Source organism: Pseudomonas sp. BLCC-B112, assembly GCF_028550695.1.
GTDB classification, from domain to species: domain Bacteria; phylum Pseudomonadota; class Gammaproteobacteria; order Pseudomonadales; family Pseudomonadaceae; genus Aquipseudomonas; species Aquipseudomonas danubii.
The window spans coordinates 252,009-264,766 of record NZ_JAQQGK010000003.1 but is presented as its reverse complement, the minus strand read 5'-3'; the positions used below and the strand labels follow the sequence as shown (position 1 = coordinate 264,766).

The window sequence follows — 12,758 nt, the reverse complement described above, 5'->3', positions numbered from 1 at the left end:
AACAGAGGCTCTGTAACTCGCGATGCAGAGAGTTTGACAGTGTGTTTCATTCGGGTATTATGGCGCCCGCAATGCGATCTGGAGGTGTGGCCGAGTGGTTTAAGGCAGCGGTCTTGAAAACCGCCGACTGTAACAGGTCCTAGAGTTCGAATCTCTACGCCTCCGCCAAATCTCAACGAGAAAGCCCTGATTTTTCAGGGCTTTTTTGTGTCTGGCGTTCAGGCTTGTCGCCATTCCACTTAAAGCGTTCCATAACTATTATGGATGTGTTCCAGAACCAAGCCTCCTCCGACGTCCTGTCGAAAAAATACCAATCCCCTATCCCCGCATCTCGTCGGCTCGCATCGCAGTCCAGTGAAACCTCGATTACCGCAGTAGCAGGCAAGTGAAGTTGCCAAGTGACCGTCGCATAAATGGGCATCCGTTTAATCACGCGGGTGCAGGGATGCTGAGCAGGTTGCTCTGACTGACCAAACCCTAGGATTGACTGCTGCGTTGGCATGCCGCGATCTGCGTCGTAACAATCATGATTTAGGTCGTATCTGGATGCACCTCAATCTTACCGGTCAGTATAGTCAGCGGCGTCCCGATGCCGGAGTGCCTTAAATTGGACAATACCCGTGAGCGCTTGATTGACTCAGCGCTGAAGCTGTTTGTGTCACAAGGTATAAACATTACTGGTGTGATGGCCATCGCCGCGATGGCAGGTGTCACCAAGATGACGCTCTACAGCCATTTCCCCTCCAAGGATGCGCTGATAGTCGCTTGCCTTGAGGAGCGTGACCGACGCTGGCGTGAAGAGGTAGCGCACACCTTGGCAGGGCATCCTGACCCGATCAGTGGCATGCTCGCGTTTTTCGATTTGTATCAGCGCTTTCTTTTACAAGATAGCGGGCGTGGGTGCCTGTTCGTCAACAGTGCGGCTGAGTTCCCCCAATTCAGCCACCCTGTGCATTTGGCAGTGAGCAGCCATAAGCAAGGGATACGTGAAAATCTTGCTGCATTGGCCATGAGCGCCGGTGTCAGCGACCCAGGCGCCGTTGCTGAGGGGCTGTTTATCTTGCTGGAGGGCAGTTTCGTCAGCGGCGCCATGGGCCAGGACGCAGGAGTATTCGACACGGCGCGGCACGTCGCTCAGTGCTGGATTCAGAAGCATTGTCAGCAGGAGCAGAGCGTATGACCCTAGGCTTGTTAGCGGCAATTTCCGCCACGTTTTCCTGGTCGCTGCTCTACGTCTTTCCGACGCTGGTCGGCGACTACAGCCTTTTTGATCTGGCGGTGGTGAGTTATGCCTTTGCCGGTTTAGGCAGTCTGCTCGTGCTGGTTGTTTACCGAAACGAAGTGCGGCAGCTGCGACTCAAAGACTGGGGCTGTGCCGCACTGCTGGGTTTCTTGGGGTACATCGGCTACTTCTTCCTGATCACCACTGCGGTCTTGGCAGCTGGGCCGGTGATCCCTCCGGTCATGATGGGGTCAGTACCGATTGTGCTCGCGATTGCCGGCAACATGCGAAGCTCCAGTGTGCCCTGGCGCGCCATTGCCGGGCCGCTGATGGTGGCGGCTTTGGGCATCAGCCTAGTCAACCTGAGCGTGTTTGACTTTAACAGCGCAACGGCGGTACGCCCTACCACTTCAATACTATTCGGGTTATTCGCAACGTTGTTGGCGATCGGGTTTTGGACTGGTTTCGGCCTATTAAATGAAAGCGCTTTGGCTCAACGCCCAAGCCTATCGCCCATGTTGTGGTCAGCCATGCTGATCTTCATGTGCAGTGTTGAAATGCTCGCCTTCATCCCAGTTGGGCTGTACCTAAAACTGTCTCACTTCGCCAGCCATCCGAGCGGGTTGGCGGGTACTCAGTCGCTAATAGTCTGTGGGTTAATTCAGGGGCTAGGGGCTACCCTTGCAGGTGCCTGGGCATGGTCAATCGCAAGTCGGCGTCTACCTCTGGCTCTGAGCGGGCAATTGATCGCCAGCGGAACCATTTATGCAACTACGATGGGCCTGTTCATCAACCAACGCTGGCCCACTCCTATGGAGGCGCTGGGAACTGGGTTGCTATTAGTAGGGGTGGTGTGGGCTATTCACGCCTTTTATCGCAGGCGAACGCCCCTCGAGACGCATGGCGGGATAACTGACCTTAGCCAAACCTAAGGCGCTGTGCCGGTATCGACATTTCAGATGTTCACTTTGGATTGACTCGACATCATTGCCTTAACTGCTGCCGTCGGAAAAAGGTGTTGGTCGCAGGTTACGCCGATACAACCTGCCAGACACCTGAACATCCCCACGGTTAAACCAGCAGACGAAAAAACCGGCGAATATTCGCCGGTTTTCATGACTCGCCGTTCGGCGGTGCAGAGGTTCGAACCGCCCCTGCCCCACCTTCGTATCAATGCGGCGCGTTCAGGGTCAGGCGCATCTGGCGGTTCACATCCTTGTACAGCAGGTAGCGGAAGCGACCCGGACCACCGGAGTAGCAGGCCTGCGGGCAGAACGCGCGCAGCCACATGAAGTCGCCGGCCTCAACCTCGACCCAATCCTGGTTCAAGCGATACACCGCCTTGCCTTCCAGGACATACAGGCCGTGCTCCATGACGTGGGTTTCGGCAAAGGGAATAACACCGCCCGGCTCGAAGTTGACGATGTTGACGTGCATGTCGTGACGCATGTCGCTCATGTCGACGAAACGGGTGGTGCTCCAGCGACCTTCGGTGTCAGGCATCACCCGCGGCTCGATGTCCTGCTCGTTGGTGACGAACGCGTCCGGGTAAGGCACGCCGTCGACTTTCTGGTAGTGCTTGCGGATCCAGTGGAAACGCGCTTCGGTGCCGCTGGTATTACGCAGCTTCCAGTCGGCGCCCGGTGGGATAAAGGCATAGCCGCCGGGCTTGAGGACGTGCACCTGGCCTTGCAGGGTCAGGTTGACTTCGCCTTCGACGACAAACAGCACGGCTTCGGCGTTGGGGTCCTGCTCGGGCTTGTCGCTGCCGCCGTTGGCGCCCACTTCCACGATGTACTGGGAAAAGGTTTCGGCGAAACCCGACAGCGGACGGGCGATGACCCACATGCGCATGTTGTCCCAGTGCGGCAGGTGGCTGGTGACGATGTCACGCATCACGCCCTTGGGGATCACCGCATAGGCTTCGGTGAACATGGCGCGGTCGGTGAGCATTTCGGTCTGCGCCGGGTGCCCGCCGTGGGGTGCGTAATAAGTGGTTTTGGACATGGAGACTCTCCTCATTGTTGTTTTGCTGCCCCGTGCAGCAGCGCCGCCGGGGTGAACAAATCTGCGGAGCGACGCGTCAGGCAATGCTGCGGATCGCTGCTGACCATCACGATATCCAGCGTCGCTTTCATGCACAAATTAAATACCGAACTACGGCATATTCATTTACCGAATGCCAAGCGGATTCAGCCACGGGTGTCCTGGGCCAGCACCCGTGACAATACCCGCGCCAGCTCCTTGACCATGGGATCGGCCGCCGGACGGTGCAGCAGCGCCACCTCGAACACATCCACCGATGGCAGCCCGATGCTTTTGGGCAGCACCTCATGCCCCGCCGTCACCGCCCGCAGCGGCAGCAGGCCGATGCCCATGCCATCGGCAATGGCCGACTGCAAACCACTGAGGCTGGAGCTGGTGAAACTGATGTGCCAGCGCCGGCCGATGGTTTCCAGAGCGCTGATCATTTCATCGCGGTACACCCCACGAGGCGGGAAGGTGACGATGGGCAACGGGTCGAGGTCGATGCAGGGGTTTTTCGCACTGTCCACCCAGCGGGTCTTCTCGGGCCAGCACGCCACGGCCTCACGGCTGTTGCGCAATTGCTTGAGCACCACCAGGTCCAGTTCGCCACGGTCATAACTGCCACTCAGGTCGCGGCTCATGCCGCTGGTGACTTCCAGCTTGACCTGGGGGTAGCGCCGGTTGAACGCCGCCAGTTGCTCTGTGGTGCGCCCCGCGGCGAAGTCGTCCGGTACGCCGATACGCACCGTCAGCGCCACCGTGGCCCCGGACAGTGCCTCGAGCATCTCGTCGTTCAGCGCCAACAGCCGCCGGGCATAGCCCAGCAAGGTCTCGCCGGCATCGGTGGGCAGCACGTCGCGGTTGCCGCGTTCCAGGAGCCGATGCCCGGCCATGTCTTCCAGGCGGCGAATCTTCTGGCTGACGGTGGACTGGGTCGAGTGCAGGCGACTGGCGGCCGTGGTGAAGCTGCCGCAATCGGCCACCGTGACCATGGCGCGCAGCAAGTCGAGGTCGAACAGGCGGCTATTGGGTTTCTCAATGTCGCTCATGCGGGTATCTGTTTTCTGAATGCGAGGGTTCTTTCTACCGGTTCTTGTCCCGGGAGACAAATCCATGCGACAGCAGTGGATATGCCATCATGCGCCACCACCGCTCCCCCATCCGAGAAGGACATCAGGATGCAGTTCATCCCCCTGGTCGATGCCGATCCCGCCACTCAGGCCCATGTACGCACGCTGCGCAACCAGGAACAGGTGCGCAAGTACATGTACACCTCCCATGAAATCAGTGAAGAGGAACACCAGCGCTGGCTGAGTTCCTTGCAGGGCAATCCGGCCCAGGCAGTGTTTGTCGTCATGGACGAAGGCCAGGCCCTGGGCATCGTTTCACTGAATGCCATCAATGCCCGACAGAAGACCGCCGACTGGGCGTTCTACCTGGACGCCAAGCAGCAAGGCAAAGGCCTGGGCAGCCTGATCGAGTTCTGGATGCTGGACTACGCCTTCACCGAAGCCGGTCTTGAAAAACTCAACTGCGAGGTGCTGGCCTGCAACCCTGCCGTCATCAACATGCATTTGAAATTCGGTTTCCAACAGGAGGGGTTGCGGCGCCAAAACATTCTCAAGGATGGCCAACGCATGGACGTGGTCCTGCTGGGCATCACCAAAGCGGAGTGGCAGAGCAAACGCCCGACGCTTGAGCCCCTGATCGCCCGCCTCGGTAGATAAGCCGCCAAGGCGCCCGACGGTGCTTGCCACGTATCGGGCGCCCTGTCCTGGACAGGAGCAAGCGGCGGATCAGCCCTTGTTGCGGTTTTTCGCCCCGCCCTGGCGCGCCTTGAAGCGAGGATTGGATTTGCAGATCACGTAGATCCGCCCGCGACGCTTGACGATCTGGCAGTCGCGGTGACGGTTCTTGGCTTCTTTGAGGGAGGACAGGACTTTCATGGGAGAGACTCCTTGGGGTGATTTAAAAACGTAATAACATATCTTATTTGCAAACAAGAATAATTATCAACACCAAATCAAGCCCCCCTCGAAAGAAGGTTCAGCTGGCGGCCTAGAGCATTGGCTCTAAAGATCAGCGCAAAGCGGTCGTTATCTTTTATTCACCCCACTCAAGGATGCAGTGACATGGAAATAAACAACCGTCCCCTTCCACCACTGACCGCCGGCGGCTCTCAGCCCGGCATCAAGCTGCCTGACTCGGGCAAGGTGCTGACCCCTCCGCCACTGACGGCGGAACAGAAAGAGGCGCTGGAAAAACTCAGAGACAAGGCCAAGGAACAGCCTCAGCCACCGGTCACGGCGCCAAAAACCTCATTGATCGACGAAGTCGTCTGATCCGCGCCCCCCGGATGGCCACAGCCGTGCCTTGGCCACAGGCAAAAAACACCGGGCAGGTGACCAAACCTGCCCGGTGCCCGACGACCTGTCGTGTTGCTGCAATCGGCCTCAGCCCAGACTGTTGAGGCACACCACCTTGGGCTGGGTCATTTCCTCATAGGCGAAACGCACCCCCTCGCGGCCCAGGCTGCCGTACTTGAAGCCGCCAAACGGCATGGCATCGAAACGGTAATCGGACGAATCGTTGATCATCACCCCGCCCGCCTCGATCCGCCGCGCAGCGTCCATGGCGGTGCGCAGATCGTTGGTGAAAATCCCCGCATGCAGGCTGTATTCGGGCTGGTTGGCCAGGGCGATGGCCTGATCCAGATCATCGAACGGCTGCAAGACCACCACTGGCGCAAAGACTTCGTCCTGCCACAGGCGACTGCCATGGTCGACATTCTCCAGCACCGTGGCGGCGTAGCAGGAACCCCGGCGCTGATGCCCGCAGAGCAGCCGCGCGCCCTGCTGTAGCGCTTCATCCACGACCTTCTGCGCGTTCTGTGCGGCCTGCAGGCTGATCATCGGCCCGATATCCGTGCTGTCGGCCAATGGGTCGCCACTGACCTGCTCCCGGGCCAGGCGCACAAAGGCCTCGCGAAACGCCTCATAGATCGAGGCCTGGACCAGCAGGCGCTGGGTGCCGATGCAGTTCTGCCCCGCCGCCCAGAACGCCCCCGACACACAGCTCTGTACCGTGGCCTGCAGATCACAATCGGCCATGACGATCACCGGCGCGTTGCCCCCCAGGTCCATGGCCAGTTTCTTCAGGCCGGCGCTGCGGGCGATCTGCTCACCGGTGACAAAGCCGCCGGTGAAGGAAATCATCCGCACCTCACGCGCCGCCACCAGGGCCTTGCCCAGCTCCGCGCCGCCGGTGGCCAGGGTTACCACCGAAGCCGGCAGCCCGGCATCGCGCAAGTAGTCCACCAGCTTGATCGCCGACAGCGGCGCCAACTCCGACGGCTTGAGAATCACCCCGTTGCCCCCGGCGATGGCCGGGCCCAGCTTGTGCGCCACCAGGTTCAGCGGATCGTTATAAGGGGTGATCGCCAGGATCAGCCCCAGCGGCTCGCGAGAGAACCAGCCCTGGCGGTTTTCCGAGCCTTCATAGGCATCGAACGGCAGCACCTCGCCGGCATTGCGCTTGGCCTCTTCCGCCGACAGCTTGAGGGTGTTGATGCAGCGCTTGACCTCCTTCTGCGCCTGCTTCAGGGTCTTGCCCGCTTCGTCGACGATCAGCCGGGCAAAATGCTCGGCGTCGCGCTCGATGTTCAAGGCCGCCCGCTCCAGAATCCTCGCCCGCTGATAACGCGGCAGCGCAGCGCAGTCCTTTACGCCCTCGCGGGCCTGCTGTAACAGGTACGGTACGGCACCGGCCTCAAGGCGTGGCACCGCACCAATGACGCGGCCATCGAAAGGGCTGCAGACGTCAATCGAATCGGCGACCGGCGCCAGGCGTGACAGATTCATGGGCAGGCTCCTAGCGGCTCGAGCGCGACTGGTGGATGTGGATGATGTCCGAGAGCAAGGCAAAGGCGGTCTCGATACGCCCGGCGCCCGGCCCGGACACCGTCACCGCACCCAGCAGTTCGGTGTTGAACGACACCGCGTTGATCGCCCCGGAAATACCCGCCAGCGGATGGGCCAGCGGCAACAACCGCGGCTCGACGCTGGCCTGCAGCGAACCATCGGCCAGGCGTTGGGCCGAACCGATCAGCTTCCAGCGCGCACCCTCGGCCCGAGCCTGCTCCAGGTCCGCCGCCGTCAGGCCGGAGATGCCCCGGCAGCTGACATCGCTGACGGTCAACTGTGCACCGAGCAGCTCGTTGGCCAGGATCACCACCTTCAAGCGCACATCAAAGCCTTCGACATCCGCCGTCGGATCAGCCTCGGCATACCCCAGTGCCTGAGCCTCGGCCACCGCCTCGGCAAAGCCCAGTCCGCCTTCCATGCGGGTCAGGACGAAATTCGAGGTGCCGTTGAGAATGCCCTCGAACCCCAGCAGCTCGCTGCCGGCCAGGGACTGCTGGGCCAGGCGGATCACCGGAGTGCCGCTCATCACCGCGCCTTCGTACTCGAACGCCGCCTGATTACGCTGGGCCAAAGCCTTGAGCTCGGCGCCGTGCAAGGCAATCGGCCCCTTGTTGGTAGTCACCACATGCTTGCCCTGCTCCAGGGCCCAGCGGCAGAAAGTCGTGGCCGGCTCGCCGTCCACCGGATTGGTGAAAGTGGCTTCGGCAATGATGTCGGCGCCAGAGTCCTTGATCACCTGCTCGTTGAGCGCCTCCACCTGGCCGCCGGGCAGTTGCGCCAAAGCGCCTTTGGTCGCTGGCAGCTGGCTCAGCAAGCCGGCGTCCAGTCCCTGGGGAGCAACGATAGAGCCGAGGAACAGATCGCTGACACCAACGATTTTCAAACTGAAACCCAGCTGTTTTTTCCATGCCTGATTGCGCTCGGCAATCAATTGCGCCAGGGCCCGATTGACCCCGCCGAAGCCCACCAGGGCGATGTTGTATTCAGTCATTTTTGTTGTGTTCCATCCGGGTTGAGAAGCTGATGGACACAAGGTTAGGGGCCGGGGCCGGGCAGTGAAATATGCCGTTTTGCTGTATTTGCTGAGCATTTTGCCCAGCGCCCGTGACAGCTGCCGAAGGCTGCGCTCACAGGCGCTGGCTACGCAAAACCCGCAACCAAGACTGCCCCTGTAGCCGCTGCCGAAGGCTGCGATCGGCTCCGCAGGAGACGCCAAACCTGGCGGTGCGGCCCATCAGGACCACACACAGGGTTCCATTCATCGCAACATGCTGATTGACGGCGCAGGAAGGCCCTTCGGGCCTTTTCGCAGGCTGCGCCAGCGGCTACAGGAGGCCAGAAGATCCGGCTCTGCGCTCAGGCCACAGAGGACAAAACAAAGGACGTCACGGTATTTTCCACCCCAGGCAAGGCGGCGATGTCATTCCACACCCGGTGCACCCGCTCCGCACTGGCGGCGCTGACCCGCACCAGTACATCGAACTCGCCACTGAGCACTTCGCACTGGACGATCTCCGGCATCGCCCGCAAGGCCTGCAATACCTCGGCGCCGCGCATGCGGTCGTAGCGGTAGACGAAGATCAGCGCATTGATCCGGGTCTCCGCCCCGCGCCCCTCGCCCAGGCGAATGGTGTAGCCCTGGATCGCGCCGTCGCGCTCCAGGCGTTCGATGCGCTGGCGCACGGCATTGCGCGACAGGTTGACCTTGGCCGCCAGCTCGGCGTGGGCGGCCCGGGCATTGAGGGTCAGCTCGGCCAGGATGCGCTCGTCCAGAGGATCAAGAATCCGCTTCATGGGCTCACCTTGCACCGGCCCATCACCAGGACTCCAGGCAGTGCAGCAGCGCGCCAAAGTCATCCGCGGCCAGCGTCTGCCACTGCAGCGTCGAAGGCGGTGCCACCGGCTCTTGCGGCAACCCGGGGATGCCCAGCGAGCTCAGCAGGCGCGCCGACTTGGCCGGTGCAATCTCCCCCAGGGTGACCATCGGCGCCACCAGGCTGCGGCGGTACAGGCGCGCCGCCAGGACGCCGGTGGCGGCATGGGGATCAATGACGTAGCCGGTGTCCCGGTAGAGGCTGACGATCTCCTTGCCGGTCTCTTCATCACTGACCGAATAGGAGTCGATGATCATCCGCGCCTGCAGCCAGGCCTCGTTGTCCAGGGTCATCTCGCCGCTGTCCTCGAAGCCCTGCATCAGCGCCGCCACCGCCTGCGGGTCCTGGCCATACAGTTCCCAGACCAGGCGCTCCAGGTTGGCGAACAGCGACAGGTCCATGGCCGGCGACAGACTCTGGCTGGCCTGCCCCCGGGAATACTGGTTCTTCAGGAACAGTTGGTGCAGGGCGTCATTGCGGTTGGTGGCCACGATCATCTGGGTGATGGGCAGGCCCATTTTCTGCACGATGTAGCCGGCATAGACCTCGGCGAAACTGGCCGCCGGTACGCTGAAGCCGATGGGCCGCTGGCCCCCGCCCAGTTGCAGCACGGCATGGAAGTACAGCACCAGCTGGGCCATGACCCCGACCCAGTTGCTGGAGTTGAAGCCGATCACCTCATGCTCGGCCAACGGCCACTGGCGCAGCAAGCGGCTGACCAGGGTCTGGCAATCATCGAAGCTGCCCTCCACGGCGAAGCGCCACAGGCCCGGGTGGTGCGCCGCCTGCAACTGCCGCCCCTGCTGTTCCGGCACCCCGTGCTGCGGATAGAACACCAGCACTCGCGTCTGCGGGCAGTCCTTGAAGGCCTCGATGGTCGCCAGCCCGGTGTCGCCATTGGTGGCTCCCACCAACACCCCGGGGCGCTGCCGGCGCTGGAGAAAGTAGCCCACCAGTTGGGCCTGCAGGCGTGCGGCAAAGTCCTTGGCCGAACCGCTGGGGCCATGAAACAGCTCCAGCAGCCATTCGTTGCGATCGATCTGGCGCAGCGGCGCCACCGCGCGATGGCCAAAACCGCTGTAGGCCTGGCCAAGCAGATGCTTGAAGTCGGCCTCGGGCAGGCTGTCGCCGACAAAGGGACTGAGCACGCGAAAAGCCAGTTCGGGGTAATCCAGGGTCGACCAGTTGGCGATTTCCTGGGGGCTGAAACTCGGCAGCTGCTGCGGCACATAAAGCCCGCCATCGGCAGCCACGCCAGACAGGACCACGGTTGCAAAATCCACCTGCTCGGTGGCACTGCGGGTACTCACATAACGCATGCTTGGCTCCGGCCAGTCATTTGTAGCGATGGGCCTGCTCCACCAGCCAGGTGGAAAACTTCAGCGCATCGGGGTGTTGCTCGGCGTCAGCGCCGCGCACCAGATAAAAGGATTCGCTGGCCTCGATACGCTGCTCGAAAGGCTCCACCAGACGCCCGTCGGCCAGCATTTCAGCAACCATCGAGGAACGGGCCAGGGCCACGCCCTGGCCCAGTTCGGCCATGCGCAGGGTCGAGATCAGGGTGTCGAACTGCATGCCCCGGGACGAGTCCACGCGGCTGGAGCCAGCGCGCTTGAGCCAGTAGCCCCAGCCCTCCTCATAGCCCAGTACATGCAGCAGTTGATGCCGGGCCAGATCGTCCGGCACCTGCAGCGGCAAGCGCGCCAGCAAGGCCGGGGCACAGACCGGGAACAGGCTGTCCCAGGTCAGGCGCTGGGCCACCAGCCCCGGCCAATGACCGCGACCCCAGCGGATCTCCATGTCGTCCTCGCCGTCCAGTTCCTTGACCCAGATATTGCTGATGTAGCGCAGGTCCACCTGGGGCTGGGCCTGCTGGAAGGTCACCAGCTTGGGCGCCAGCCAGTGGACGAAGAACGCCAGGCTGCCGCGCACCTTGATCGGCCGGTGCTGGTGCTGGCCGAAGATCTCGTTGGTGCCCACCGCCAGCCGGGTAATGGCGTCCTGCACCACCGGCAGGTAGGAGCGCCCCTCCTCGGTCAGGTCCAGGCCCCGGGGCAGGCGCTTGAACAGCGCCACCCCGAGGTGGCTTTCCAGTTGGCGGATCTGCTGGCTCACCGCACCCTGGGTGAGGAACAGTTCCTCGGCGGCGTGGGTGAAGTTCAGGCAGCGGGCGGACACTTCGAAGGCGCGCAGCCAGTTCAGCGGGGGCAAGCTTTTCTGCTTCATGGCCTGACTCTCATGGACACCCTGGAGACCGCTCCCGTTCTTCAGCCCTGAAGGGCATCGGACGAGCGTGCCAGAGGTGCCAGGGCCAGGCGCCGCTGGCGGCTACTGCGGGTAATGTAATACACGAAGTAGCACCAGGCGATGAAGGGCACACCGAAGTACAAGGCCACCCGCTGCTCGGGGTCGAAGCCGATGCCGACACAGGCCAGGGCGCAGCAGAACAAGGCCCCCAGCGGCACCCAGGGGTAGCCGCGGACACGGAACTTGAGCTCGCGCACATCACCGCCATTGGCCACGTAGTGACGGCGAAAAGCGATCTGGCTGGCGGCGATGCTCATCCACACCACCACCACCGCCAGCCCGGAAATCGACACCAGGGCCAGGTAGATGGTGTCCGGGGCGAACACACTGCTGAGCAACGAGGCCGCACCGCCGGCCATGCTCACGATGATCGCGTTGAGCGGCGTGCCCATGCGGGTCAGGGCCGAGAACTGCTTGGGCAGGTGGCCCTGGTCGCTCAGGGTCCAGAGCATCCGCGAGGCGGCGTACAGCCCGGAGTTGGCGGCGGACAGCAGCGCGCTGATGATCACGAAGTTCATGATGTCCGCCGAGTACGGAATGCCGATGTAGGTGAACACCGTGACGAACGGACTTTCCACCAAACCGGCCTGCTCCCGGGGCAACAGGGTGGCGAGGACGAAGATGGTGCCGACGAAGAAGATCGCCAGGCGCAGCACCGTGGTGCGGATCGCCCGTGGCACATTGCGTTGCGGGTCGCGGGTTTCACCGGCGGCAATGCCGATCAGCTCAGTGCCGGAGAAGGCGAAGGACACCGCCAGCAGGGTCATGGCAATCGGCATGAAGCCGGTGGGGAACAGCCCCTCGCGGGTGAAGTTGCTCAAGCCGATACTGTGGGCCTGATCGATGTTCAACAGGCCCAGGATTGCCCCGCCACCCACCACCAGGAACACCAGCACGGTGATCACCTTGACCAGCGACAGCCAGAACTCGGTCTCGGCGAACAGCCGCACCGAGACCACGTTGGACAAAAACACCACCAGGGCGAACAGCGCGCTCCAGATCCACACCGGGGTGTCGGGAAACCAGCGGGTCATGAGGATACCGGCGGCGGTGAATTCCGAGCCGATGGCCACGGTCCAGGTCAGCCAGTACAGCCAGGCCACGGTGTAGCCGGTGCCAGGGCCGAGAAAGCGCGTGGCGTAAGTGCTGAAGGAGCCGGTCTCGGGCATCTGCACCGCCAACTCGCCGAGGCACATCATCACCATGTACACCATCAGCGCGCCGATGATGTAGGCGATCACCGCGCCCAGCGGGCCGGCCTGGTTCACCGTGTAGCCGGAGGTGAGGAACAGCCCGGTGCCGATCACCCCGCCGAGGGCGAGCATGACGATGTGCCGGGTCTGCATTTCTTGCTTGAAGCCGCCGCGCAAGTCGGCCTGTTGTTCTTGTAGGGACATGATGGTT

The 12,758-nt window shown here is 62.2% G+C and carries 13 protein-coding genes and 1 tRNA gene; 5 read left to right on the top strand and 9 right to left on the bottom strand.

Features of this window, described 5'->3' with window-relative positions; genetic code table 11:
- The first annotated feature begins 80 nt into the window (after positions 1-80).
- The 3 genes from PQT43_RS10190 (at position 81) to PQT43_RS10180 (ending at position 2,154) form a co-directional block, all read left to right on the top strand.
- A tRNA-Ser gene (locus PQT43_RS10190) sits at positions 81-168 on the top strand.
- 439 nt (positions 169-607) lie between these two features.
- The gene (locus PQT43_RS10185) at positions 608-1,180 is read left to right on the top strand and encodes a TetR/AcrR family transcriptional regulator (RefSeq protein WP_123394553.1); all 573 of its coding nucleotides are present in this window, start codon (positions 608-610) and stop codon (positions 1,178-1,180) included.
- Positions 1,177-2,154: a DMT family transporter gene (locus tag PQT43_RS10180; protein WP_267268560.1), complete on the top strand. Its 978-nt coding sequence runs from the start codon at positions 1,177-1,179 to the stop codon at positions 2,152-2,154. Before PQT43_RS10185 ends, PQT43_RS10180 begins: the two co-directional genes overlap by 4 nt.
- Positions 2,155-2,392: 238 nt before the next feature.
- On the opposite strand, the gene PQT43_RS10175 is transcribed toward PQT43_RS10180, so the two are convergent.
- Together PQT43_RS10175 and PQT43_RS10170 are read right to left on the bottom strand one after the other, a co-directional pair.
- A complete protein-coding gene (locus PQT43_RS10175) occupies positions 2,393-3,229 on the bottom strand; it encodes a bifunctional allantoicase/(S)-ureidoglycine aminohydrolase (RefSeq protein WP_102881717.1) in 837 nt (278 codons plus the stop codon).
- Positions 3,230-3,414: 185 nt separating this feature from the next.
- On the bottom strand, positions 3,415-4,299 hold the full coding sequence (locus PQT43_RS10170; protein ID WP_110652785.1) for a LysR family transcriptional regulator: 885 nt from the start codon (positions 4,297-4,299) through the stop codon (positions 3,415-3,417).
- Positions 4,300-4,428: 129 nt separating this feature from the next.
- Here PQT43_RS10170 and pseH point away from each other — a divergent pair, with 129 nt between their 5' ends.
- Positions 4,429-4,977: a UDP-4-amino-4,6-dideoxy-N-acetyl-beta-L-altrosamine N-acetyltransferase gene (gene pseH, locus PQT43_RS10165; protein ID WP_253085114.1), complete on the top strand. Its 549-nt coding sequence runs from the start codon at positions 4,429-4,431 to the stop codon at positions 4,975-4,977.
- Between the two features lie 69 nt (positions 4,978-5,046).
- Here pseH and ykgO read toward each other — a convergent pair whose 3' ends face one another.
- Positions 5,047-5,196 carry a type B 50S ribosomal protein L36 gene (ykgO, locus tag PQT43_RS10160; protein ID WP_011062095.1) on the bottom strand — a complete coding sequence of 50 codons (150 nt, stop codon included), beginning with the start codon at positions 5,194-5,196 and terminating at the stop codon, positions 5,047-5,049.
- Positions 5,197-5,382: 186 nt separating this feature from the next.
- Between ykgO and PQT43_RS10155 the strand changes: the two genes are divergently transcribed.
- Positions 5,383-5,592 (top strand): hypothetical protein, encoded by a 210-nt coding sequence (locus PQT43_RS10155; RefSeq protein ID WP_102881721.1) that lies wholly within the window; start codon positions 5,383-5,385, stop codon positions 5,590-5,592.
- A gap of 111 nt (positions 5,593-5,703) precedes the next feature.
- On the opposite strand, the gene PQT43_RS10150 is transcribed toward PQT43_RS10155, so the two are convergent.
- From PQT43_RS10150 to PQT43_RS10125, 6 genes are all read right to left on the bottom strand, one after another.
- Positions 5,704-7,110 (bottom strand): aldehyde dehydrogenase family protein, encoded by a 1,407-nt coding sequence (locus PQT43_RS10150; protein WP_123394556.1) that lies wholly within the window; start codon positions 7,108-7,110, stop codon positions 5,704-5,706.
- Positions 7,111-7,120: 10 nt separating this feature from the next.
- Complete coding sequence (locus tag PQT43_RS10145; RefSeq protein WP_102881723.1) at positions 7,121-8,164, bottom strand: homoserine dehydrogenase; 1,044 nt, start codon at positions 8,162-8,164, stop codon at positions 7,121-7,123.
- A gap of 365 nt (positions 8,165-8,529) precedes the next feature.
- Positions 8,530-8,967, bottom strand: coding sequence for an Lrp/AsnC family transcriptional regulator (locus PQT43_RS10140; protein ID WP_102881724.1), 438 nt, complete (start codon positions 8,965-8,967; stop codon positions 8,530-8,532).
- Between the two features lie 22 nt (positions 8,968-8,989).
- The gene (gene thrC, locus PQT43_RS10135; RefSeq protein ID WP_272753805.1) at positions 8,990-10,366 is read right to left on the bottom strand and encodes a threonine synthase; all 1,377 of its coding nucleotides are present in this window, start codon (positions 10,364-10,366) and stop codon (positions 8,990-8,992) included.
- A 16-nt stretch (positions 10,367-10,382) separates the two neighbouring features.
- Positions 10,383-11,273: a LysR substrate-binding domain-containing protein gene (locus PQT43_RS10130; protein WP_272753804.1), complete on the bottom strand. Its 891-nt coding sequence runs from the start codon at positions 11,271-11,273 to the stop codon at positions 10,383-10,385.
- A 41-nt stretch (positions 11,274-11,314) separates the two neighbouring features.
- A complete protein-coding gene (locus tag PQT43_RS10125; protein ID WP_102881727.1) occupies positions 11,315-12,751 on the bottom strand; it encodes an amino acid permease in 1,437 nt (478 codons plus the stop codon).
- Positions 12,752-12,758: the final 7 nt, after the last annotated feature.